The sequence below is a fragment of the Vibrio sp. 10N.286.45.E10 genome, from assembly GCF_002874195.2.
Classification (GTDB): domain Bacteria; phylum Pseudomonadota; class Gammaproteobacteria; order Enterobacterales; family Vibrionaceae; genus Vibrio; species Vibrio crassostreae.
Map to the genome: position 1 here is coordinate 182,644 of NZ_MCWD02000003.1, position 22,812 is coordinate 205,455.

Here is a 22,812-nt window from a genome sequence, read left to right on the forward strand (position 1 = left end):
TTTTATTCAAAACCATCAATTATTACAGCGAGTAGTAGGCTTTATACCAATCTGCGAAAGCTTTTGCGCCTTCTTGGATTTTAACTTGTGGTTTGTAGCCTACTGCTTCAAACAGATCCTCAGTATCGGCGTAAGTCGCGTATACATCACCGGGTTGTATTCGCATGAAGTTCTTCTTCGCTTCAATGCCTAAAGCTGTTTCTAATGCTTCAACGTAATCCATCAATTTAACCGGGCTACCATGACCAATATTAAACACACGGTATGGTGCTGAACTGGTTGCTGGTGAGCCTTGCTCTACTGTCCAATCAGGCTGCTTTTCTGGAACTCGATCTTGCACACGAATAATGCCTTCAACAATATCATCGATATAAGTGAAGTCGCGCATCATGTCGCCATTGTTGTAAATGTCGATCTCTTTGCCCGCTACAATTAAGTTAGCAAACTTGAACATCGCCATGTCTGGGCGACTCCAAGGGCCGTAAACCGTAAAGAAACGTAGACCTGTTGTCGGTACATCGTATAAATGAGAATAGGTATGCGCCATTAGCTCATTCGACTTCTTGGTCGCAGCATACAACGAGATAGGGTGATCAACACTGTCTGCCGTGTGGAATGGCATTTTCTGGTTCAAGCCATAAACTGAGCTTGATGAAGCGTAAACTAGGTGCTCTACCTTGTTATGTCGACAGCCTTCAAGAATAGCTAGGTGACCGACAAGGTTGCTATCGGCATACGCCATCGGGTTATCAATTGAGTAACGAACGCCAGCTTGCGCCGCTAAGTGAATGACACGGTCAAACTTTTGCTCAGCAAACAGCGTTGCCATGCCTTCTCTATCAGCAAGATCCAGCTCGATGAAGGTCAGGTTTTCATGCTCAATGCGCTTTAGGCGATCATGTTTCAAAGAAACTTCGTAGTAGTCATTCAAGTTATCAATACCGATAACCTCATGCCCAGCTGCACATAGTCGTTCTGACACTGCAGAGCCAATAAACCCGGCAACGCCAGTTACTAAATATTTCATTCTACTATTCTCAATTCATATCATTAGTGTAATTGTAGCTATTAGCCTGCCTATCTACTAGCGTAAAAAAGTGAACATAAGTTCAGTTTTTTTATACTTGGCACTCTTCGCAATAAAACGTGTTCCTCTGCCCTATTTTTAACTCTTGAATAAGAGCTTCACAAGTAGGGCACTTTTCGCCTGCTTTGCCATACACTTGTAGCTCTTGAGCGAAATATCCCGGCTTGCCATCTGCTTGGGCGAAATCTTTAAGCGTAGTACCGCCTTGTTTGATGGCGGTAGCGAGTACTTGTTTGATCTCTAGGGTCAACAAGACCCACTCTTCTTTTGTCACTTTACTTGCTGGGCGCAAAGGGCTAATACGTGAAGAAAATAGTGCTTCATTGGCGTAGATGTTCCCTACCCCGACCACCACTTTGTTGTCCATGATGAACTGCTTGACGGCAACCTTACGTTTCTCTGCCTTCTCGGCTATGTAGTCGGCGTTGAAGTCGTCAGTGAGCGGCTCAGGACCAGATCCCAGTAACACAGGATGAATCTCATCAGGCGCCGACCATAACCATGCACCGAAGCGGCGCGGATCGTTGTAGCGCAGTACTTTGCCGTTGGTGAGCTTAAGATCCACGTGATCGTGTTTGGCTGCAGGGAAGTCAGCGTCTAACACACGCAGTGAGCCAGACATACCAAGGTGAACAATGGCAGTGCCAGTATCTGTTTCAATCAATAGGTACTTTGCGCGACGCGAGATAGAGCGAATCACCTGCCCTTCTAGCTTTTTAAGCTCTTGTGGGATATCCCAACGCAGCTTTGGAGTGCGAAAAGTAAGGGTTTTAATGGTCTCGCCAACTAAGTGAGGCGAGATCCCCATGCGGCTTACTTCGACTTCGGGTAATTCAGGCATAATCTAGTCGTCCGATTTAGGTGGTTTGTCTGATATAGATAGCTTGTCTGATTTAAATGAAGGTTTCGAGCTAAAGCTTGGAAACAGGTAGCTCTCTTCAATAGACACTGCCAACCACTGATCATTCCAATTTTTTAACAACCAGAACTCCGGCAATTGATAATAGGTAATACGCTGGGGCTCTTCTTGGTCTTGATACCATACTTCGATGGTGTGCGGTGTATTTAACCGAGGCGTAAGGTCTGTGTAGGTCTGTGAGTCGACTTCCGTGCCCACAAGCTCTTTCCAACGCTGTGACAGCTCTTGTGCATTGGTGGCTTGAGGGAAGTCCGTACCTTGGAACTGGTAAACCCATTGATTGTCTTGTTGAATGACAGACCACTTGGAAAAGTGCAACGCTTGAAGCTCTGCTTTTGGATTCAGGAGATAAGGATAAGGGCTATCAACCTGCGGTTCAGGCTCGATAAGGTACGCTTTGATCAATGTTGGAAGGTTTAACACGCCAATAAAAGCGATCACACTGAACATGAGTATGTTGTTCCACCGGCGTCCACGATATCTCATCTGATTCCACTCATCTAACCTATTGAGCTATCAGTATATCGTGAAAGTGGCAATACTTTCTATGTTGCGCAGTTTTCTATCTATCAGACGCTATATCAAGCGCTACATCAAACAAGAATAATTGAATTACTCAAATTTTAGATATAAAAAAACCCAGCGATTAAACTGGGTTTTTCAATTCTTTCTTCTACTGAAGAAGAGCAAAAAAAGCATCAATTACTTGATTTTAGCTTCTTTGTACATAACGTGTTGGCGAACTACTGGATCAAACTTTTTGATCTCAAATTTGCCTGGCATGTTACGCTTGTTCTTATCAGTTGTGTAGAAGTGACCAGTACCTGCAGAAGATACTAGACGAATTTTCTCACGAATGCCTTTAGCCATTGCTTAATTCCTCTTAAACGTTTTCGCCACGTGCACGGATATCAACAAGAACAGCATCGATGCCTTTCTTATCAATGATACGCATGCCTTTAGCAGTTAGACGTAGTTTAACAAAACGTTTTTCGCTCTCTACCCAGAAACGATGAGTTTGTAGGTTCGGCAGAAAACGGCGCTTAGTAGCATTGCGTGCGTGTGAACGGTTGTTACCCGTTACTGGACGCTTACCAGTTACTTGGCATACTCGGGACATGAATGTCTTCTCCAATCGTTTCAGCTCGATATCAACCTTGGTGGCCGAACCTCTCTATCAATTAAAATAGAAGGTAAAAACCGTTATGGAAAATCCATACAAGGCTATCAAAGGTCGCGCATTATACTAACTTGACACGCATTGCTCAAGACCCGAACAGATCCTTTTTACGGATTTCGTGATCTTTTTTTGTGCAGCGCAGCTTGCTTGAGTAATCAGAGCTGATTTTAGGTCTAAAAATGTGGGCGGAATAATAGCAGATTTAACGCAACTAACAACCTAAAATGTGATTCAAATCCATCCACGCTCTGCAAAAGAGACAACTTCGCCATCTCCAACGACAAAATGGTCGAGAACTCGGATGTCCACCAGCGCTAATGCATCGGTTAATCGGCGTGTAATCCGCCTATCCGCTTGGCTGGGTTCAGCAACACCCGAAGGATGGTTATGAGCCAAGATTAATGCCGCCGCATTGTGATGAAGTGCCCGTTTAACCACTTCACGCGGGTAAACCGATGCGGCATCGATGGTTCCTTCAAACATCACCTCATCCTTTATTACCCTATTTTGGTTATCGAGGAACAATATATAGAAGGCTTCTCGCTGGCGATCACGCAACATGCTCGAAAGATAAAGCTTAGTATGACTTGGGCTAGTGAGCGCATCTCCACGAGACAAAGTCTCCGCTAGATAACGCTGCGTCATCTCTAATACAGCTTGTAGCTGAACATACTTAGCCTGTCCCATCCCTTTATGAGCACAAAATTCTTCCTGCGTTGCTGAAAAGAGATGGCGGAGCGAACCAAAGTCTTTGATCAACTTGTCTGCGAGTTCCAACACGTTCATTCCTTGTGTCCCTGTTCGCAGAAATATCGCGAGCAGTTCCGCATCACTCAAAGAATCAGGCCCTCTATTTAATAGCTTTTCTCTCGGCATCGATTCGGCAGGTATTTTATCTATTGGCATATAAAAGCTAATCACTGGTCATGAACACGACCCACCACTGTAATGAGATCGTAATCAGAGATCCTTCGATAGAGATAAAAGGAAACGACTCACTAGCAAAACTGTGTAATTGATAAGTTTGATAACACCAACTTGATGAGCGTCAACTCTGTTCGAGTTCTGCTTCTAGGCACTCATCCTTTGTTCTGATATCGTAAGTCGCAGAAAAATTAAGGAACAGAATCATGCAAACACAGGTTAATCCACTGAGTAACGCTGACCAACAAGGCCTAGCAGGGAAAAAAATTCTTCTTGGTATTAGTGGTGGTATCGCTGCTTACAAATGTGCCGAGCTGACTCGACGTTTGGTTGAGCGTGGAGCACAAGTGCAGGTCGTCATGACCAATGCAGCCAAGGAGTTCATTACTCCTCTCACCATGCAAGCCGTCTCTGGTAGGCCAGTGTCTGATAGTTTGCTTGATCCTGCTGCTGAGGCTTCCATGGGGCACATTGAGCTCGCAAAGTGGGCTGACTTGGTATTACTAGCGCCAGCAACCGCAGACCTTATTGCTCGTATGACAGCTGGCATGGGTAACGACTTGCTAACCACTTTGGTTTTAGCAACCGATGCGCCAGTTGCGGTATCTCCAGCAATGAACCAACAGATGTACAGCCACCCTGCGACTCAAGAGAACATCGCGACACTAAAACGTCGTGGCTGTGAGATCTGGGGCCCAGCAGCAGGCGAACAAGCGTGTGGTGATGTCGGTATGGGGCGTATGCTCGAGCCAATGCAGCTCGTACATCGCTGTGAAGAATTTTTCCAACCTAAGCCACTCGCTGGCCGTTCTGTGCTTATTACTGCAGGCCCGACTCGTGAAGCGATTGACCCTGTGCGTTACATTACCAACCACAGCTCAGGCAAGATGGGCTATGCACTGGCTGAAGCAGCCGCGAAACAAGGTGCAACGGTGACTCTAGTCAGCGGCCCTGTATCACTCGCGACACCAAATAAGGTTAATCGTATCGATGTCGACAGCGCTCAACAGATGTTTGATGCTGTTACTGCTCACGCCGCTCAACACGATATTTTCATCAGCTGCGCCGCGGTTGCCGATTATCGCCCTGAGACCATCGCAGACCAAAAGCTTAAGAAGGTCGACGGTAAAGACGACATGACCATTCAAATGGTTAAGAACCCTGACATCGTCGCTTCTGTCGCTACAATGACTGAAGGTCGCCCATTTACTGTCGGCTTCGCAGCTGAAACTCAAGATGTTGAGAAGTACGCGCGCGGCAAACTGGAAAGAAAGAACCTCGACATGATTTGCGCCAACGACGTTTCTGTCGAAGGTCAAGGCTTCAATAGCAGTAGCAATGAGCTGCATCTTTATTGGAAAGGCGGCGATAAGTCTCTGCCACTGGAAAGCAAAGACACACTTGGTTTCCAGATCCTCGATCAGATCCAACAGCTTATTGATGCATAAACGCACAAATTTGCTCTGACAATCTGCTGACACCTCTCGATTCTGTTGACCTAGGGCTCACAAAACTAGGAAACAGAATTGATTGGTGTTTATAATCCTTCTTCACTCAATCCTCATCTTTAGGAAAGGAAGTAAATAGATGGCTGGTGCTCGAAAATCAAACCGTCGTGAAGAAATCCTACAAGCTCTCGCACAAATGTTGGAATCGACCGAAGGTGCTTCTCGTATCACAACGGTAAAGTTGGCCAAGCAAGTGGGTGTTTCTGAGGCTGCGTTATACCGCCACTTCCCAAGCAAAGCTCGCATGTTTGAAGGCCTAATCGAGTTCATTGAAGAAGCGTTGATGTCTCGAATCAACCGTATTCTGGATGAAGAGAAAGACACGCTAGAGCGCATACGCCTAGTGCTACAACTTATCTTAGTTTTCTCAGAACGTAACCCTGGCCTGACTCGAATTTTGTCTGGTCATGCTCTAATGTTTGAAAATGAACGACTGCGTGATCGCATCAACCAACTTTTCGAACGCATTGAGACGCAACTTCGCCAAATCCTGCGTGAAAGAAAACTTCGTGAAGGGAAATCATTCCCGGTTGATGAGAAAATCTTAGCGGCTCAGCTGCTCGGTCAAGTTGAAGGCAGCTTGAATCGCTTTGTTCGTTCAGACTTCAAATATCAACCGACAGAAAATTTTGATGCTTATTGGGCTCTATTAAGCGCTCAGATTAAGTAGCAATCAAATTAAGTAGCAATCAAATCTTAAGTGATGGTTATGACGACGAAAATTTCTCCGACAAGCAGCACTGCACAACACGTTATTACTAAGCCACCTTTTACTCTGGCGTTACTCCACCCTAAATACTGGGGAGTATGGTTCGGCTTTGGGCTGTTGGCGCTTATCGTTAACGTTCTCCCTTACCGCCTCTTACTGCTGTTAGGCCGATCATTAGGCTCTTTGGGCGCTCGCTATGGCAAAAAGCGCGTAGCAGTCGCAACACGTAACTTGGAGCTCGCCTTCCCAGACAAGCCAGCAGATGAAGTCGCGGCAATGGTCAGTGAGAACTTCAAGAACACCGGTATGGCACTGATCGAAACGGGCATTACCTGGTTTTGGCCGACGTGGCGTTTCAAGCGAATCCTAGTAGATAAAGACACTCAAATGCTGCGTACACATAAAGCCAACGGCAAAGGTGTTCTGCTGTGTTGTGTGCATGCCTTGAACCTAGAGATCACTGCGCGAGCAATGGCTGTTCTCGGTATTTCAGGTTTAGGTGTTTATCGCCCGCACAACAATCCGGCTTATGAATTCATTCAATACCGTGGTCGTACTCAAAACGGCAACCGCCTGATTCACCGTAAAGACGTGAAGCGTATGATTCGAATCCTGCGTCAGGGTGAGATCCTTTTCTACCTGCCAGATCATGATTACGGTCGTAACAAGTCTGTGTTTGTGCCTTTCTTCGCGGTAGAAGATGCATGTACCACCACAGGCACCAGCATTCTGGCTTACACCAGCCGATGCGCACTTGTTCCGGGGTCAGGTTTTAGAAATGCCGACGGCAAGTATGAAATCATGGCCGACGAGTCAATTGAAGATAACTATCCACAAAAAGATGAGAAAGCCGCCGCTGCCTACATGAACAGCTATCTTGAGAAGATTATCTTAAGAGCACCAGAACAGTGGATGTGGCTACACAAACGCTTCAAGACCATGGAAGATCCAGAAGCTGAACGCGGCATTCGTTATAAATAGAGTAGCCGCTACAAATAGAGCGACTATTTCTTAGATAAAAAAACAGCTCACTTCAATAGAAAAGTAAAAGGCCCGAAAGATATTTATCTCTCGGGCCTTTTTGATTTTTCGATTCTAAACTTAGAACGCTAAACCGTTAGGTTCGACGCTTCAAGAATTAGATTCCGTATTGAGTACGGTACGCTTTTACTGACTCTAGGTGTGCTGCGTCTGTGCCTTTTTCTTCAAGGAAAGTCACCAAGTCAGTCAGGCTAACGATTGAGATAATTGCACAACCGAAGTCACGCTCTACTTCTTGAATCGCAGACAACTCGCCTTTGCCCTTCTCTTGGCGGTCGATAGCAACAAGCACACCCGCTAGATCAGCGCCGTTTGCTTGGATGATTTCCATCGACTCACGAATCGCTGTACCCGCAGTGATCACGTCATCAACTAGCATGATGCGACCTTCAAGTGCGCTACCGACAAGGTTGCCGCCTTCACCGTGGTCTTTCGCTTCTTTACGGTTAAAGCAGTAAGGCGTGTCTACATCGTGATGATCTGCCAGTGCAACCGCTGTCGTGGTTGCAATTGGGATACCTTTGTATGCAGGGCCAAATAGCACATCAAACTCAATACCAGAATCCGCCAATGCTGCTGCGTAGAAGCGACCTAAACGCGCTAGGTCACGACCTGTATTAAACAATCCAGCATTGAAGAAGTAAGGGCTCTTACGGCCAGACTTTAAAGTAAACTCACCAAACTTAAGTACTTCTTTCTCTAGTGCAAATTCAATAAATTCACGTTGATATGCTTTCATGTTTTTCCTCTACGTTTATCCAATAAAACTTAATTAACTTAAACTCTTCTTAGTATCTTCTAAGTAGTCGTGTTTTCCGCTAGGCAACAAGCTTGCGAAACCCGTGAGCTTACGAGTAGTAAGTGATTCGGGTGAGCAAGCGCAGTTAACAACGCGGAGGGCGCGAATACGACGAAGATAAAAAAATAGCCCCCAATGTGGGAGCTATCTAGAAACTAGTCGGCCAACGCAGCTTTCTGCGCTTCGACGATATCGGCAATACCCTTATTCGCCAGGGCTAAAAGCTGCATCAGCTCTTCATGGCTGAACGGTTCGCCTTCTGCGGTGCCTTGAATCTCAATCATCTTACCGTCTTCTGTCATTACAACGTTCATGTCGGTATCTGCTGCTGAGTCTTCAACGTACTCAAGGTCACACAGTGCTTGTGCACCAACGATGCCCACTGAAACTGCCGCTACGTGGCCTTTCATTGGGTTCTTTTTCAGTTTGCCGCTTGCTAGTAGGCTGTTGATAGCGTCAGCCATTGCTACGCTTGCACCTGAGATAGAAGCAGTACGTGTACCGCCGTCTGCTTGGATAACATCACAATCGACAGTGATCATGATTTCACCCATTACTTTCAGGTCAACAACAGCACGTAGGCTACGCGCGATCAGACGTTGGATTTCCATCGTACGACCACCTTGCTTACCGCTCGCCGCTTCACGACGGTTACGAGTGTGCGTTGCACGTGGCAGCATGCCGTATTCAGCGGTTACCCAACCCTTACCTTGGCCTTTTAACCAACGCGGTACGTTTTCTTCTACCGTCGCATTACATAGAACTTTAGTGTTGCCGAACTCAACTAATACAGAACCCTCAGCATAAGCTGTGTAGTTACGAGTAATTTTAATTGGACGAATTTGATCTACAGCGCGGTCATTTGGACGCATTGGTATCTACCTTATTAACAGTCTGAAGTGATTTACTATCGAAAGAGTGCATCACCTAAGAAAGGGGTGAGACAGTTTTGATTGGGGCGAGATTATATAGCAGTTTATCTTTCAAATCTATTTACCGTTCAAAGCTATTTACCGTAACCGGCTATTTATAGTCACAAGAGACAAGCTTCGGGAGCACACCATATCGTGATACTATGCGTGCGCGTTATTTTCAGAATGATAAAAGACAGGAAAATTCGATGATTTATAGTATGACCGCGTACGCACGCAAAGAAGTAAAAGGCGATTGGGGCAGCGCAGTATGGGAAATCCGTAGTGTAAACCAACGCTACCTAGAAACTTACTTCCGTATGCCTGAACAGTTCCGTGGTTTAGAGCCAATCCTACGTGAGCGTTTCCGTAAGCGTCTAGCGCGCGGTAAGGTTGAATGTAACCTACGCTTTGAAGCAAACCCTGCAGCAAAGGGTGAACTAAGCATTAACGAAGGCTTAGCTCAGCAAGTCATTAATGCAGCCAACCAAGTAATGACGATGACAGGCGAAGAGAGCCGTTTGAACCCATTCCAAATCATGAACTGGCCTGGCGTGATGGAAACTCCAGAGCAAGACATGGATGCTATCAACAAAGACCTACTAGAAGCATTCAACGATGCTATTGCGGAGTTCATTGACGCTCGTGCTCGTGAAGGTGAAAACATGAAGGCGCTAATCGTACAGCGCTTAGATGCAATCACTGAAGAAGTCGTAAAAGTTCGTGCACGCATGCCAGAAATCCTAGAGTGGCAACGTGAGCGTCTTCTTACCAAATTTGAAGATGCGAAAATCGAACTGGAAGGTTCTCGTGTTGAGCAAGAGCTTATCCTACTTGCGCAGAAGTCAGACGTAGCAGAAGAGCTAGACCGTCTAGACTCTCACGTGAAAGAAGCGAATGTAGTACTGAAGAAAGGCGGCGCTTGTGGCCGTAAGCTTGACTTCATGATGCAAGAGTTCAACCGTGAGTCAAACACGCTAGCATCTAAGTCTATCAGCACAGACATCACCGCATCAGGCGTAGAGCTTAAAGTTCTTATCGAACAGATGCGTGAGCAGATCCAGAATATTGAATAACAGTTTGTCAGTAACACACTGTGAATAGCCATTAGCTGAATCAGTGTTGATTAACTAACAGTGTTGATTAGATCAAGATAAGCTCCTAGTTTTAGGGGCTTTTTTTATGGATACAGTAATGAAAATCAAGGCTAGTCAGTAAGCGGATAGTTACGCTGGAGATTTACTTAGAGCAAGAAATAGATACAGCGATAGATAGAACGAGATGACGGATGTAAAACAGGATTTTTGATATTTTGAGGAGGTATTGCAAGTGGAGAAGAGTGTTACGGTAAAACTGAGGAGGAAACAGATTTGAGAGAGAAAGTGACGCAAGTTGCTGTTGCAACCTGCGCCGACTTAAAATCTTATAGAGCTACAACGTTTGCAGCTTGAAGACCTTTTTGGCCTTGCTCTACTTCGAAAGACACTTGTTGGCCTTCTTTAAGAGTCTTGAAACCTTCAGAAGCGATTGCACGGAAGTGTACGAATACGTCAGCGCCGCCGTTGTCTTGAGTTAGGAAACCGAAGCCTTTCTCTTCGTTAAACCATTTTACTACGCCGTTTGTTTTGTTAGACATGATGTGTCCCTTATATAAAAATAAAAAATTAATCGCCAAAAGTGCGATGCGCTGAAAGCTTGAATTATTTAATGTATCTATGAAGCTAAGGGAAACACTGAGAATAACAATGAAGCAATACTAAGGGTTTTACTTTACAACTGGATGTTTCATTTAATAACCCTGAAAACAGAGCGACGCCATTCTTGGTGATCTTAGCCTGCTTGTAAAGCGTTATTTGGATAAATCGATGCTTTTTTGTTCAATTAGCCCAATTAAAAACCCAACGATATCGCTGGGCTTCATTTATAAAACCTTAACCTTCAAAGTGTTACTCATCTGGCTGCTTGGTTCGAAGGTCTACATACGGCCAATAATGATGCCCAACACGAATCAAGAGTGTTGCAGCGGCCAAGATAAATGCCGCTAAAGATAACCAAACGATCAATACCGCATCGAGTTCTTTCATGCCTAAAGTGATGTAACGAGCAATCGCCATCATCGCGATATAGATTGGGTATCGCACTGGGATCTTACCGTTCATCACAAACTGCTGAACCATGGCCAACACTTCTAAATAGATAAACATCAGTAGAATGTCGGTCAGCTGTACACGGCGTTCAGCGAAAACATGCATGAACTCTTCGACCATCGCAAACAAGGTCGCGAGCGTGATCGCCACCAGCAATACCGCTTCCATAATGTGGAATACTTTTAAAAACGGCTTACTAAAAGATCTAGGTAAATTAGAAGGCATAGTCACTCTTCAAAAAATAATTAATCCAGTCTCTACAATAGCATGCATCAATATAAGTCGCTCACTCTCTGTCGGAGAACACCATCAATTGCACACCTTTTGTAGAAGCCGCAGATACAAAAATGGCCCCACATTCACTGCAGAGCCATCTATTCATTCTTCGTCTCAGCTTAACTCAGCCGATTAGCCTTACAGCAGAATCAGGTAAGTTAAGAACACCACACACAGTCCGTAGATAAGCGGGTGCACTTCTTTACGCTTACCTGCCACAACCATTGTGAATGCGTAGCTGATAAAGCCCATCGCCATACCGTTCGCTGGAGAGAAGCTTAGCACTGTGAACATGATGGTGAAGAAGGCCGCAATACGTGACTCTTTCTTCTCCCAGTTGATCTGACCAAGACGACCTACCATGTAGATGCCCACTACTACCATCGCCGGTGCAACCATTGCAGCTGAGAAGATAGAGAAGATTGGGTATAGGAACAGCGAGATTAAGAACAGACCAGCCACCATCACTGCTGCCAAGCCCGTTTTCGCACCTTGAGAAGAAGCAATGCCAGACTCGGAGAACGCGGTAATAGATGTAGTACCTAGAATCGAACCAATCACCGTACCACCCGCATCTGCCACTAGAGCCGATTTCGCGTTTGGCACCTTGCCGTCTTTATCGATAATACCCGCATCGCGACCAACGCCAACAATCGTGCTCAAGCCATCAAAGAAATCAACAATCAGGAAGATCAGTACGATGAACAATAGGTCGAACATTTTCTCTGGCGTGAAAGCAGAGAAATCAAAGATAGCGCCGAAGCTACCTGCCATGCTCGGTGGCATCGCAACTAACTGTTCAGGGATTGGCGCGTTTGAAGTGCCCATGAAGACGTCAGCAAGAATGGTCAACACGATAGCCGAAACGAACGAGATAAACGTCGCTAGTTTGATATCACGAACCATACAACCCAGTGCGATGAAAATACTCACGTAAGCGATGATCACTTTTGGATCGGAAATGTCACCTAAGCCAACCAATACGAATGGGTTAGAAACGATGATGCCCGCATTCTTAAGACCTAAGAAAGCAATGAACAAACCGAGAGAAACGGTAATCGCCAACTTCAAGTCTTCAGGAATCGACTCAATCATCGATTTACGGATATTGGTCAACGAGAACGCGAGGTACAAGATACCTGATAGGAAAATGCCGAACAGTGCCTCATTCCAAAGTACTGCGACTGAACCACTTAATAGCAAACCTTTGAAGAAGCCGTTCATGCTCATGCCCGGCGCAAGCATCACTGGGTAGTTGCCCCAAATGCCCATGATTAGGGTTGCGATAGCCGCAGACAGAGCCGTTGCAGTAAACACGGCACCTTTATCCATGCCAGGAATACCACCCAAAATCGCTGGGTTAACCGCTAGGATGTAGCTCATTGCCAAGAAAGTAATGAAACCTGCATACAGCTCAGTGCCGATCGTGGTCTTTCTTTCAGTGATTTTAAACATCGAATCAAGCGAGCCAGAGGTGTTCTGGGCTTTCAGGGTGGAATCGGTACTCACAACAAAACCTTTGCAATAAATTAAGAATGTGGTGATTCAAATGCTGTGAGAATAGAGAGGTCTCTACACTAAAAACTGTAGTCACCAAGGTAGGCTCGGTAGTAGAAACATCTAGACCTTTTTACTAGATATATACAGCATTTAATCGTTTGCGCGGATTGTAAGGATTGAGATTAAAACTTCAACAGATTTTGTCCAGATCACATAAAAAAGTGCAGATGATGAGTGATTACATTTCTACAAAGATCCTTGAGAAGATCATTCGCTAATAAATAACGATCAAGCCAGTTGTTCTCAATCATCTAAATGTGCTACTCTTCGCCTCCATTTTTCTGACCTAATTTTCACCAGTTGCCGCTCTATACGCGCAATTACCGGAACGTAATTAAGGTCAGTGCTATCTTTTATAGTGTCGGTTTATCGCCTTCACTCAATCCAACCAACAGTGGAAATATACAGATGGGCAAAGGTACTCTTTACATCGTATCTGCACCTAGTGGCGCAGGTAAGTCGAGCTTGATCTCAGCAATGCTAGAAACCAATCCAACCTACGCAATGAAGGTATCTGTTTCACACACCACTCGCGGTATGCGCCCTGGTGAAGAGAATGGTGTTCACTACCACTTTGTAGAAAAACATCACTTCGAAGACCTTATTGGTAAAGGTGAGTTCCTAGAGTACGCAGAAGTATTCGGCAACTACTACGGTACTTCACGCGTTTGGATTGAAGAAAACCTAGATCGCGGTATCGATGTATTCCTAGATATCGACTGGCAAGGTGCTCGTCAGATCCGTGAACAAATGCCTCAAGCAAAGAGTGTATTCATTCTTCCACCATCAAATGGTGAGCTAGAGCGTCGTTTGAATGTTCGCGGTCAAGATAGCGACGAAGTTATTGCGAAACGCATGAGCGAAGCAAAATCAGAGATTTCTCACTATGCAGAATACGATTATGTGATCGTGAATGATGACTTTGATGCAGCCCTAATGGACTTCAGAGCAATCATTCGTGCGGAGCGTTTGAAAGAAGATAAGCAAGCAGCTAAATACAGCGGCATGCTTACAGCACTACTGGCGGAATAATCTAGAACTGGATTTTCCATTGAGATAAGTATACGGTGATCTAGAAAGTCTCTAGTTAAACTTGTATACTTTCTCGTCATCAAAAATTTATTAGTTAATTACTATTTGGAGTCCTCATGGCACGCGTAACTGTTCAAGACGCTGTTGAAAAAGTTGGCAACCGTTTCGACCTAGTTCTTATTGCGGCTCGCCGCGCACGTCAAATGCAAACTGGCGGTAAAGATTCACTAGTGCCTGAAGAAAACGATAAGCCAACGGTTATCGCTCTTCGCGAAATCGAAGAAGGTCTTATCACTAAAGACGTACTAGATGCTCGTGAGCGTCAAGAGCAACAAGAGCAAGAAGCGGCTGAACTTGCAGCAGTAAGCAGCATCGCTCACACTCGATAAGAACGTCATTCGAACTAATTAACCTTCCGGGCCTTTAATTTGTATCTATTCGATAGCCTCAAAGACGTTGCCCAAGAATACCTAACAGAGCCTCAAATTGAGGCTCTGCGTCAATCTTATGTGGTAGCGAGAAACGCCCATGAAGGGCAAACCCGTTCAACGGGTGAACCATACATAATCCACCCTGTTGCTGTTTCAAGAATCCTGGCAGAAATGCGTCTGGATATCGAAACTCTGCAAGCAGCCCTACTCCATGATGTAATTGAAGATACTGAAGTTACAAAAGAGGAGTTAGAAGCTCAATTTGGCAATACTGTTGCTGAACTGGTTGATGGTGTATCTAAGCTGGATAAGCTTAAATTTCGTGATCGCAAAGAAGCGCAAGCAGAGAACTTCCGCAAGATGGTTCTCGCGATGGTGCAAGACATCCGCGTTATCTTGATCAAATTAGCTGACCGTACTCACAACATGCGCACGCTTGGGGCACTTCGTCCTGACAAAAAGCGTCGTATTGCTCGTGAAACCCTCGAGATTTATTCTCCGCTAGCTCACCGTCTTGGTATTCATAACATCAAGACCGAACTAGAAGAGTTAGGCTTCGAAGCCCTTTATCCGAACCGTTATCGCGTACTTAAAAACGTAGTGAAAGCTGCGCGTGGTAACCGTAAGGAGATGATCCAACGTATCCATAGCGAAATCGAAGGCCGCCTTGAAGAAGTCGGTTTGCCTGCTCGCGTACTTGGTCGTGAGAAGAATCTGTTCTCCATCTATAACAAGATGAAAACCAAAGAGCAGCGCTTCCACACCATTATGGATATCTACGCTTTCCGCGTAGTGGTTGATACCCCAGATACTTGTTATCGCGTACTTGGTCAGGCTCACAGCCTGTACAAGCCTCGTCCTGGCCGCATGAAAGACTATATTGCAGTACCAAAAGCCAACGGCTACCAATCTCTGCACACGTCAATGATCGGCCCTCACGGGGTGCCAGTTGAGGTCCAGATCCGTACTGAAGATATGGAGCAAATGGCAGATAAAGGTGTCGCGGCGCACTGGTCTTACAAAGGTAATGGCTCGCGCAGCAGTAACGGGACAACCGCACAGGTTAAAGCACAACGTTGGATGCAGAGCTTACTTGAGCTACAACAAAGCGCAGGTAACTCATTCGAATTCATTGAAAACGTTAAATCTGATCTGTTCCCAGATGAGATCTTCGTATTCACGCCGAAAGGTCGCATTGTCGAACTTCCGGCAGGTGCAACAGCGGTCGATTTTGCTTACGCGGTGCATACCGACGTCGGCAACATGTGTGTAGGTGCTCGTGTAGACATGAACCCTTACCCACTCAGCAAATCGCTGAAGAATGGCCAAACCATTGAGATAATCAGTGCTCCGGGCGCACGTCCAAATGCGGCATGGCTCAACTACGTGGTGACATCACGTGCGCGTACTAAGATCCGTCAGGTTCTGAAAACCATGCGTCGTGAAGAGTCGATTACCCTTGGTCGTCGTCTACTGAACCACGCACTTGGCGAGCACTCTATTACCGATATCGGCCAAGAGAATCTCGAACATGTATTGTCTGACTTGCGCCTAGAAAGCGTTGAAGACTTGCTCGCATCGATTGGTCTTGGTGAGCTGATGAGTATCGTTATTGCTCGTCGTCTACTGGGTGATGCTGACGAACTGACGGAAGTGAAAAACAACAGCGATGCGCCTAGGAAGAAACTGCCTATTCGTGGTGCTGAAGGCCTGCTACTGACGTTCGCTAACTGTTGTCACCCGATTCCAGACGATCACATCATTGCTCATGTATCTCCAGGTCGTGGCCTTGTGGTTCACCGCGAAACGTGTCCAAACGTTCGTGGTTACCAGAAAGAACCAGATAAATACATGGCGGTTGAATGGTCTGACGATTACAACCAAGAGTTCACTGCTGAGCTTCAGGTTGATCTGCAGAACCATCAAGGTGCACTGGCTGAGCTAACCAATGTTATCTCGAAAACAGGCTCTAACATTCACGGTATTTCAACCGAAGAACGTGATGGACGCTTGTACACAGTGACAATCTTGCTGACCACCAAAGATCGTGTTCACCTTGCGAGCATTATGAAGAAGCTACGTGTGATGCCACACGCGCTGAAAGTAAGACGTCGTAAGAACTGATAAAAATAAAGATGAGGGATTCGAGATGGCGGGATGCGAAGAGCAAAAGACTTCGTGACTCACCATCTTGGCTACACATCTGATTTAGTTTTTTGAATATCGATAGATAAAGCGATAAGGCAGATGAGAGATACGAGTCTCGAGATGCGAAGAGCAAAAGCTTTTCACCACTCAACCTTTCGTATTTTGAGTCTGCTTTAATTTTATGTATTGCTTTAATCTTTCCATATCCCGTTCACTCACACCCAATATCTGCTCTTAATCTTTTCGAATCTCGTTTACTCTCATCCCGCATCTGCTCTTCATCCCTTCGCATCTCGTTTACTCGCATCCCACATCTGTTCTTACCTTTTCGCATCTCGCTTACTCGCCCCCCTTATCTGCTCTTACCGTTTCACATCTCGTTTACTCGCACCCCATATCTGCTCTTATCCTTTCGCATCTCGTTTACTCACATCCCGTATCTACTCTTATCCTTTCGCATCTCGTTTACCCGCATCCCGCATCTGCTCTTCATCCCTTCGCATCTCGTTTACTCGTATCCCGCATCTGCTTCTAAGCTTTATCCTGTACAAAAATCCAGTAAAATGCTTGAATAGATTATCTCTCTTACGTTTATGAGCCTTGTTATGTCACAGCTTTTATCTGCTATCCCTCTCAACTCTTTATCTGGAGTCGGCGCTAAAGTCGCAGAGAAACTGGAAAAGGTTGGGCTTAACAACGTACAAGATCTGCTATTTCACCTTCCTTTGCGCTACGAAGATCGAACACGTATCTATCCAATCGTAAAGTTGCACGCCGGCCTTTGGGCTGCTGTACAGGGCAAAGTAATGCACGTCGATACCATTTTCGGTAAACGTAAGATGCTCGCAGTAAAGATCAGCGATGGTAACGGTACGATTACGCTGCGCTTTTTCAACTTTACTGCAGGAATGAAGAATAACTTTGCTGAAGGCAAACAAGTGCACGCCTACGGCGAGATCAAACGCGGTAATATGGGACTTGAGATCGTCCACCCTGACTACAAGTTCTTTGCCCCAAGGCAGCAGCCAGATGTTGAAGCTAACCTGACCCCGGTGTACCCAACCACTGAAGGGCTAAGACAAGTCACACTGCGCAACCTCACTGACCAAGCTCTAGAGCTAATCGACAAAGCTGCCGTCAATGAGCTGCTACCGTCTGGCTTGTACGACCACCAAATCACCCTAGCACAAGCACTGCATACCATTCACAGGCCTCCTCCAGGCATTGACCTAGAGCTGTTTGATGAAGGTAAACACCCTGCTCAACTGCGTCTGATTATGGAAGAGCTACTGGCTCAAAACCTGTCGATGCTGTCTGTTCGTAGCAAAGGACAGCAAGACAAGGCGATGCCTTTTCCTCCAGCGAACACCCTCAAAGATAAGCTGTTGGCTCAGCTGCCTTTTTCTCCGACCAATGCGCAAGCACGAGTGACCAAGGAGATCGAAGCTGACTTGGAAAAGCCGCACCCTATGATGCGTTTAGTGCAAGGGGATGTAGGTTCAGGTAAAACCTTGGTTGCTGCACTAGCGGCGGTTCGCGCACTGGAACATGGCCAACAAGTCGCCTTGATGGCACCAACAGAACTATTAGCCGAGCAGCACGCGATTAATTTTACTAACTGGTTTGAAGCAATGGACATTCAAGTCGGTTGGCTGGCAGGTAAACTCAAAGGCAAAGCCCGTGAAACCGAACTGGCACGCATTGCTAGCGGCGAAGCGCAAATGGTGGTCGGTACTCATGCCTTGTTCCAAGAACATGTCGAGTTCAAAAACCTTGGCTTAGTGATCATTGATGAGCAGCACCGATTTGGTGTCCATCAGCGTTTAGAGCTACGTGAAAAAGGGGCAAAACAAGGCTATTACCCGCACCAGCTAGTGATGACAGCAACACCAATTCCACGAACGCTCGCCATGACGGCCTATGCCGATCTCGAAACCTCGATTATCGATGAACTGCCACCGGGTCGTACACCGATTCAAACCGTGGCGATTCCTGATACCAAACGGGATGATATCGTTGAGCGGGTGCGTAATGCGTGTCTTAATGAAGGAAAACAGGCCTACTGGGTATGTACGCTGATTGATGAATCCGAAGTATTGGAAGCGCAAGCCGCTGCTGATACCGCAGAAGAGCTGCAACGTAAATTGCCAGATGTGAAAATTGGTCTGGTACACGGCCGAATGAAACCCGCCGAGAAACAAGCGGTGATGCAAGAATTCAAAGAGAACAAACTGCACCTATTGGTTGCGACTACGGTGATTGAAGTGGGTGTGGATGTACCTAACTCGAGCTTAATGATCATCGAGAACCCAGAACGTCTTGGTCTAGCACAACTGCACCAATTACGTGGCCGTGTTGGTCGTGGTTCGGTCGCAAGTCATTGTGTACTGCTGTATCACTCGCCGCTATCTAAAACCGCTCAGAAACGTTTAGGTGTACTTCGTGAAAGTAACGATGGCTTTGTTATTGCTCAACGAGACTTAGAGATCCGTGGCCCCGGAGAACTGCTTGGGACTAAGCAAACTGGCCTAGCCGATTTTAAGATTGCTGACTTGATACGAGACCAACGTTTAATCCCTGAAGTACATCGTATCGCACGTCATATTCACGATAGCTACCCAGACAATGCCAAAGCGATCATCAATCGCTGGTTGGGTGAACGCGATGTGTATTCTAAGGCGTAACTAGCAAAACTAACGTAATCCAAAACGCAAAAGGCTTCCCTCAAGGAAGCCTTTTTCGTGTGTGTTACTTCCATCAATCAAGAACGAGATTCCCTATTCGCTCGTTCCTCACGATAGAGAATGACGATCAAAGTAAACTGTCATCGTCAAAGTCCATGGTTAGCAATGCGTCATCCCCGAGAGGGAAGAATGACCGAGTCGGGGATCTCGAAACAGAAACCCAACCGACTCGCCAAACAATGAAACTTAGCTTACGGCTTCACAGGAAAACTGATCTGCGCTTTCAAACCGCCTTCACTGCGGTTATTCACCACCACCGCACCTTGATGCTGGCTGACGATACGTTTCACAATTGCCAAGCCTAAGCCCGTACCCTCACTGCCTCGAGCCGTATCACCGCGAGTGAACGGTTCAAACAACTTACCGACTTGGTCTTGTGGGATGCCCGGACCATTATCTTCTACCGTCACCCAAGCCAACTTATTGTCTGCAGTCATACCGGTCGATACCTTGACCCAACCATTACCATAGCGCAGCGCGTTCACCACCAAGTTACTCACTGCACGCTTCATCGCGATCGGGTTGCCCAACGCAGGTTTCATGGTTTCTGGAATATCGGTTTCAATCTGAACCTCGTAGCCACCCTCAGAGCTCGATACTTCGCGTGCAATATCATCGACAAACACCGCTTGGAATGAATCACGATCGACTGGCTTTAAGTAATCCATAAACTGACTGATGATCTCGTTACACTCTTCAGTATCACTGATGATCCCTTCAGCTAAGTAACCATCTTCTGGAGACATCATCTCAGTCGCTAAGCGAATACGCGTTAACGGGGTACGTAAATCATGACTGATACCAGCCATCAAGAGAGCCCTATCTTCTTCCAGTTCTTGTATGCCTTTCGACATCTGATTGAATGCACGAGTTACCGAACGAATTTCTTGCGCACCTTGCACTGGTAATGGCGGTGGAATGTCACCGCGTCCAACACCTTGTGCGGCTTTCTCTAGCGCAATGAGCGGGCGGTTTTGCAATCGGATAAACAGCCAACCACCTGCGACGATCAACATCGCCATGATCAAGCTGTTACGAAATAGTGGTGCAAAATCTTCTTCTTGCAACTCAGACAGAGGTATACGAATCAACGAGTTAGGAAGCTGAGCAATGTCCATCCACAGCACATAGCTCTCTTTACCTAGAATCAACCGCACTTCGGTTTCAGATCCCAGCTCTTTGGTCATCTCCTCACTCATCAGGTCAATTGCGACCGCATGATAATACTCACCCGCAGCCTCGCTATCCTTGGCGTGAACCGTCACTCCGAGTTGCTCAAGCACACGCTGGCGCAGAGGTGCATCGATTTCGATATCACTGCCTTGGTCCAACACCAGGTTTAACTCGTGTGCCAATATCTTATTAAACTGCTGCAAACTCGGCATCAATGCGTAGTTAAACACGGCGTAATATGAAAAGATTTGGCTAGCAACCAACAGGGTTAAAAAGAGCACTATCGACTGAGTAAAGGAGCTACGTATGCGCATAGAAGGCCTAAAGTGAAAGGTGGAGAAACAGAGACATAATAGAAACTATAACTCTAAACCATTGTGCTGAATACAAAACGGGCCATCACATATCAATGAGATGGCCCGTAAATAGAGAATTCTGAATTACAGAATCGATAAAGCGGCTTTTGAGCTTATAAAGCTAGATTACACAGCTTTACCATCTGGAACGAATACATAACCCAAGCCCCACACCGTTTGGATATAACGGGGTTTGCTTGGATCTTCTTCAACAAGACGACGCAGACGTGAAATCTGAACATCGATAGAACGTTCCATTGCTGAATACTCACGGCCACGAGCCATGTTCATCAGCTTATCGCGAGACATTGGCTCACGCGCGTTAGTGACTAGCGACTTAAGTACCGCAAATTCGCCTGAAGTAAGCGGCATTGGCTCTTCACCACGGAACATTTCACGCGTACCTAAGTTCAAGCGAAACTCACCAAACTCAACCACAGACTCTTCTGTGCTTGGTGCGCCCGGTGCTTCAATTACTTGGCGACGCAGTACCGCTTTGATACGAGCAAGCAGTTCGCGTGGGTTAAATGGTTTCGGTAGGTAATCATCGGCACCCACTTCCAAACCCACAATACGATCCACTTCGTCACCCTTTGCAGTCAGCATCAGGATAGGTAGCGAGTTGTTTGCGTTTCTTAGACGGCGACAGATCGACAGACCGTCTTCGCCCGGTAACATTAAATCCAATACCATCAAGTGAAAATTTTCACGGGTTAACAGGCGGTCCATCTGCTCACTGTTTGCCACGCTACGCACTTGAAAGCCTTGCTCTGACAGATAGCGCTCTAACAGTGCACGTAAACGAGCATCGTCATCGACCACTAAAATTTTGTAGTTTTCTTGCATGTAATGGTTCCACCTATTAATCGCTTATTGGATTATAAGCTTTTGGGCACAGTCTAATGAGTTCAATACATTAAAAATGTAACATTATTGGAGAAAAAGTCGCCTAAATAATTGTTAACGTATGTTGCCTTTCTATATATTCTATCTTAGATCATCATTTCATTAAGTCAGATTTATGAAAACCAAACTTATCACTCGAGAAGGTTATAACAAACTTAAAGCAGAACATGACCACTTATGGCACGAGAAGCGTCCTGAAATTACTAAGATAGTCACTTGGGCTGCAAGCCTTGGAGATCGTTCAGAAAACGCAGATTACACCTTCAATAAGCGTTTACTTCGTCAGATCGATCGCCGAGTACGTTTCTTAAGAAAGTTCCTACCTGATGTCACGATCGTTGATTACTCGCCACAACAAGAAGGTAAGGTATTTTTCGGGGCTTGGGTCGAAATTGAGAATGATGATGGGGAAATTAAGAAGTTTCGAATTGTCGGCCCAGAAGAGATATACGGCGATGCTAAAGGCTATATCTCTATCGACTCACCAATGGCTAGAGCTCTGCTCAAGAAAGAAGTGGATGATGAGTTTACGGTAAAAACACCGGAAGGCGACAAAGAGTGGTTCATTAACTCGATTCGCTACGCAGACAACGAATAACCAAACTTAATAAATACTTAGCGATGAGCTGAGTATTCAAGCAAACTCAAACTCCAGACAAAAGAAAACCCCGCTAGGCTTTCGCCTGACGGGGTTAAGTCTCTATCGCAGCAATCCGGCTACTGTTTATCTCTTCGAGATAAGGTGCTCCCTGCATCTTTCCTTGATAGTGGCTAAATCCTTTAACCAATTTCCTTTTTGTTCATCGCCATCCTAGCGGTGTCCATTCTAGCCTGTCATCCTGACTGGCGAATCTCATCCAGAGATTATTACTTCCTTGCTGACCACTCATCCTAAGTAATCAAATCTTCATCCTGAAGATACCTAGTCCATTAGGCTTTTTCCTGTTCCTGCCAACTCCCT

The 22,812-nt window shown here is 45.9% G+C and carries 22 protein-coding genes and 1 riboswitch; of the genes, 9 read left to right on the plus strand and 13 right to left on the minus strand.

Annotated elements, in window-relative coordinates:
• Positions 1-22: 22 nt before the first annotated feature.
• The 6 genes from BCU34_RS22095 to radC all read right to left on the minus strand — a co-directional run bounded on the left by BCU34_RS22095 (position 23) and on the right by radC (position 4,092).
• Positions 23-1,027 carry an NAD-dependent epimerase gene (locus BCU34_RS22095; protein WP_102479799.1) on the minus strand — a complete coding sequence of 335 codons (1,005 nt, stop codon included), beginning with the start codon at positions 1,025-1,027 and terminating at the stop codon, positions 23-25.
• Positions 1,028-1,118: 91 nt separating this feature from the next.
• Positions 1,119-1,928 (minus strand): bifunctional DNA-formamidopyrimidine glycosylase/DNA-(apurinic or apyrimidinic site) lyase, encoded by an 810-nt coding sequence (gene mutM, locus BCU34_RS22100; protein WP_102479798.1) that lies wholly within the window; start codon positions 1,926-1,928, stop codon positions 1,119-1,121.
• 3 nt (positions 1,929-1,931) lie between these two features.
• Positions 1,932-2,492, minus strand: a complete 561-nt coding sequence (locus BCU34_RS22105) for a hypothetical protein (RefSeq protein ID WP_102479797.1) — start codon at positions 2,490-2,492, stop codon at positions 1,932-1,934.
• A 216-nt stretch (positions 2,493-2,708) separates the two neighbouring features.
• Complete coding sequence (rpmG, locus tag BCU34_RS22110; protein ID WP_002535344.1) at positions 2,709-2,876, minus strand: 50S ribosomal protein L33; 168 nt, start codon at positions 2,874-2,876, stop codon at positions 2,709-2,711.
• A 13-nt stretch (positions 2,877-2,889) separates the two neighbouring features.
• Positions 2,890-3,126 carry a 50S ribosomal protein L28 gene (gene rpmB / locus BCU34_RS22115; protein ID WP_004728407.1) on the minus strand — a complete coding sequence of 79 codons (237 nt, stop codon included), beginning with the start codon at positions 3,124-3,126 and terminating at the stop codon, positions 2,890-2,892.
• A gap of 291 nt (positions 3,127-3,417) precedes the next feature.
• On the minus strand, positions 3,418-4,092 hold the full coding sequence (radC, locus tag BCU34_RS22120; RefSeq protein ID WP_017071069.1) for a RadC family protein: 675 nt from the start codon (positions 4,090-4,092) through the stop codon (positions 3,418-3,420).
• Positions 4,093-4,316: 224 nt separating this feature from the next.
• Here radC and coaBC point away from each other — a divergent pair, with 224 nt between their 5' ends.
• The 3 genes from coaBC to lpxL all read left to right on the plus strand — a co-directional run bounded on the left by coaBC (position 4,317) and on the right by lpxL (position 7,308).
• Entirely contained in the window at positions 4,317-5,558 is a 1,242-nt protein-coding gene (gene coaBC, locus BCU34_RS22125; RefSeq protein WP_102479796.1) for a bifunctional phosphopantothenoylcysteine decarboxylase/phosphopantothenate--cysteine ligase CoaBC, read from the plus strand.
• Positions 5,559-5,697: 139 nt separating this feature from the next.
• Positions 5,698-6,288, plus strand: a complete 591-nt coding sequence (slmA, locus tag BCU34_RS22130) for a nucleoid occlusion factor SlmA (protein ID WP_017063086.1) — start codon at positions 5,698-5,700, stop codon at positions 6,286-6,288.
• A gap of 33 nt (positions 6,289-6,321) precedes the next feature.
• Complete coding sequence (gene lpxL / locus BCU34_RS22135) at positions 6,322-7,308, plus strand: LpxL/LpxP family Kdo(2)-lipid IV(A) lauroyl/palmitoleoyl acyltransferase (protein ID WP_375071388.1); 987 nt, start codon at positions 6,322-6,324, stop codon at positions 7,306-7,308.
• A 157-nt stretch (positions 7,309-7,465) separates the two neighbouring features.
• Here lpxL and pyrE read toward each other — a convergent pair whose 3' ends face one another.
• Both pyrE and rph read right to left on the minus strand, forming a co-directional pair.
• On the minus strand, positions 7,466-8,107 hold the full coding sequence (gene pyrE / locus BCU34_RS22140; protein ID WP_102479794.1) for an orotate phosphoribosyltransferase: 642 nt from the start codon (positions 8,105-8,107) through the stop codon (positions 7,466-7,468).
• A 215-nt stretch (positions 8,108-8,322) separates the two neighbouring features.
• Positions 8,323-9,039, minus strand: coding sequence for a ribonuclease PH (gene rph / locus BCU34_RS22145; RefSeq protein WP_009847983.1), 717 nt, complete (start codon positions 9,037-9,039; stop codon positions 8,323-8,325).
• 248 nt (positions 9,040-9,287) lie between these two features.
• On the opposite strand from rph, the gene BCU34_RS22150 reads away from it, so the two are divergent.
• A complete protein-coding gene (locus tag BCU34_RS22150; protein ID WP_048661316.1) occupies positions 9,288-10,154 on the plus strand; it encodes a YicC/YloC family endoribonuclease in 867 nt (288 codons plus the stop codon).
• Between the two features lie 347 nt (positions 10,155-10,501).
• Here the strand turns inward: BCU34_RS22150 and BCU34_RS22155 are convergent, their stop codons facing one another.
• The 3 genes from BCU34_RS22155 to BCU34_RS22165 all read right to left on the minus strand — a co-directional run bounded on the left by BCU34_RS22155 (position 10,502) and on the right by BCU34_RS22165 (position 13,010).
• On the minus strand, positions 10,502-10,714 hold the full coding sequence (locus BCU34_RS22155; protein WP_004735656.1) for a cold-shock protein: 213 nt from the start codon (positions 10,712-10,714) through the stop codon (positions 10,502-10,504).
• Between the two features lie 310 nt (positions 10,715-11,024).
• A complete protein-coding gene (locus tag BCU34_RS22160; RefSeq protein WP_050652097.1) occupies positions 11,025-11,450 on the minus strand; it encodes a phosphate-starvation-inducible protein PsiE in 426 nt (141 codons plus the stop codon).
• Between the two features lie 189 nt (positions 11,451-11,639).
• On the minus strand, positions 11,640-13,010 hold the full coding sequence (locus BCU34_RS22165; RefSeq protein ID WP_057621827.1) for an NCS2 family permease: 1,371 nt from the start codon (positions 13,008-13,010) through the stop codon (positions 11,640-11,642).
• A 58-nt stretch (positions 13,011-13,068) separates the two neighbouring features.
• Positions 13,069-13,168, minus strand: a riboswitch (purine riboswitch).
• Positions 13,169-13,469: 301 nt separating this feature from the next.
• Here BCU34_RS22165 and gmk point away from each other — a divergent pair.
• From gmk to recG, 4 genes are all read left to right on the plus strand, one after another.
• Positions 13,470-14,093 carry a guanylate kinase gene (gmk, locus tag BCU34_RS22170; protein ID WP_048661314.1) on the plus strand — a complete coding sequence of 208 codons (624 nt, stop codon included), beginning with the start codon at positions 13,470-13,472 and terminating at the stop codon, positions 14,091-14,093.
• Between the two features lie 116 nt (positions 14,094-14,209).
• Complete coding sequence (rpoZ, locus tag BCU34_RS22175) at positions 14,210-14,482, plus strand: DNA-directed RNA polymerase subunit omega (protein WP_009848003.1); 273 nt, start codon at positions 14,210-14,212, stop codon at positions 14,480-14,482.
• Positions 14,483-14,521: 39 nt separating this feature from the next.
• The gene (gene spoT / locus BCU34_RS22180) at positions 14,522-16,648 is read left to right on the plus strand and encodes a bifunctional GTP diphosphokinase/guanosine-3',5'-bis pyrophosphate 3'-pyrophosphohydrolase (protein WP_048661313.1); all 2,127 of its coding nucleotides are present in this window, start codon (positions 14,522-14,524) and stop codon (positions 16,646-16,648) included.
• Between the two features lie 629 nt (positions 16,649-17,277).
• Complete coding sequence (gene recG / locus BCU34_RS22185; protein WP_102530154.1) at positions 17,278-19,356, plus strand: ATP-dependent DNA helicase RecG; 2,079 nt, start codon at positions 17,278-17,280, stop codon at positions 19,354-19,356.
• Positions 19,357-19,607: 251 nt separating this feature from the next.
• On the opposite strand, the gene envZ is transcribed toward recG, so the two are convergent.
• Positions 19,608-20,903, minus strand: a complete 1,296-nt coding sequence (gene envZ, locus BCU34_RS22190) for a two-component system sensor histidine kinase EnvZ (protein WP_102479334.1) — start codon at positions 20,901-20,903, stop codon at positions 19,608-19,610.
• A gap of 168 nt (positions 20,904-21,071) precedes the next feature.
• Positions 21,072-21,791 carry a two-component system response regulator OmpR gene (gene ompR, locus BCU34_RS22195; RefSeq protein ID WP_008218409.1) on the minus strand — a complete coding sequence of 240 codons (720 nt, stop codon included), beginning with the start codon at positions 21,789-21,791 and terminating at the stop codon, positions 21,072-21,074.
• A gap of 175 nt (positions 21,792-21,966) precedes the next feature.
• Between ompR and greB the strand changes: the two genes are divergently transcribed.
• Positions 21,967-22,449, plus strand: a complete 483-nt coding sequence (gene greB, locus BCU34_RS22200) for a transcription elongation factor GreB (RefSeq protein ID WP_017062470.1) — start codon at positions 21,967-21,969, stop codon at positions 22,447-22,449.
• Positions 22,450-22,812: the final 363 nt, after the last annotated feature.

What these genes read in the sequence shown, in the direction of transcription:
- BCU34_RS22095 (WP_102479799.1), bottom strand. Translation starts at nt 1,027, where the DNA reads ATGAAATATTTAGTAACTGGCGTTGCCGGGTTTATTGGCTCTGCAGTG.
- mutM (WP_102479798.1), bottom strand. Translation starts at nt 1,928, where the DNA reads ATGCCTGAATTACCCGAAGTCGAAGTAAGCCGCATGGGGATCTCGCCT.
- BCU34_RS22105 (WP_102479797.1), bottom strand. Translation starts at nt 2,492, where the DNA reads ATGAGATATCGTGGACGCCGGTGGAACAACATACTCATGTTCAGTGTG.
- rpmG (WP_002535344.1), bottom strand. Translation starts at nt 2,876, where the DNA reads ATGGCTAAAGGCATTCGTGAGAAAATTCGTCTAGTATCTTCTGCAGGT.
- rpmB (WP_004728407.1), bottom strand. Translation starts at nt 3,126, where the DNA reads ATGTCCCGAGTATGCCAAGTAACTGGTAAGCGTCCAGTAACGGGTAAC.
- radC (WP_017071069.1), bottom strand. Translation starts at nt 4,092, where the DNA reads ATGCCAATAGATAAAATACCTGCCGAATCGATGCCGAGAGAAAAGCTA.
- coaBC (WP_102479796.1), top strand. Translation starts at nt 4,317, where the DNA reads ATGCAAACACAGGTTAATCCACTGAGTAACGCTGACCAACAAGGCCTA.
- slmA (WP_017063086.1), top strand. Translation starts at nt 5,698, where the DNA reads ATGGCTGGTGCTCGAAAATCAAACCGTCGTGAAGAAATCCTACAAGCT.
- lpxL (WP_375071388.1), top strand. Translation starts at nt 6,322, where the DNA reads ATGGTTATGACGACGAAAATTTCTCCGACAAGCAGCACTGCACAACAC.
- pyrE (WP_102479794.1), bottom strand. Translation starts at nt 8,107, where the DNA reads ATGAAAGCATATCAACGTGAATTTATTGAATTTGCACTAGAGAAAGAA.
- rph (WP_009847983.1), bottom strand. Translation starts at nt 9,039, where the DNA reads ATGCGTCCAAATGACCGCGCTGTAGATCAAATTCGTCCAATTAAAATT.
- BCU34_RS22150 (WP_048661316.1), top strand. Translation starts at nt 9,288, where the DNA reads ATGATTTATAGTATGACCGCGTACGCACGCAAAGAAGTAAAAGGCGAT.
- BCU34_RS22155 (WP_004735656.1), bottom strand. Translation starts at nt 10,714, where the DNA reads ATGTCTAACAAAACAAACGGCGTAGTAAAATGGTTTAACGAAGAGAAA.
- BCU34_RS22160 (WP_050652097.1), bottom strand. Translation starts at nt 11,450, where the DNA reads ATGCCTTCTAATTTACCTAGATCTTTTAGTAAGCCGTTTTTAAAAGTA.
- gmk (WP_048661314.1), top strand. Translation starts at nt 13,470, where the DNA reads ATGGGCAAAGGTACTCTTTACATCGTATCTGCACCTAGTGGCGCAGGT.
- rpoZ (WP_009848003.1), top strand. Translation starts at nt 14,210, where the DNA reads ATGGCACGCGTAACTGTTCAAGACGCTGTTGAAAAAGTTGGCAACCGT.
- recG (WP_102530154.1), top strand. Translation starts at nt 17,278, where the DNA reads ATGTCACAGCTTTTATCTGCTATCCCTCTCAACTCTTTATCTGGAGTC.
- envZ (WP_102479334.1), bottom strand. Translation starts at nt 20,903, where the DNA reads ATGCGCATACGTAGCTCCTTTACTCAGTCGATAGTGCTCTTTTTAACC.
- ompR (WP_008218409.1), bottom strand. Translation starts at nt 21,791, where the DNA reads ATGCAAGAAAACTACAAAATTTTAGTGGTCGATGACGATGCTCGTTTA.
- greB (WP_017062470.1), top strand. Translation starts at nt 21,967, where the DNA reads ATGAAAACCAAACTTATCACTCGAGAAGGTTATAACAAACTTAAAGCA.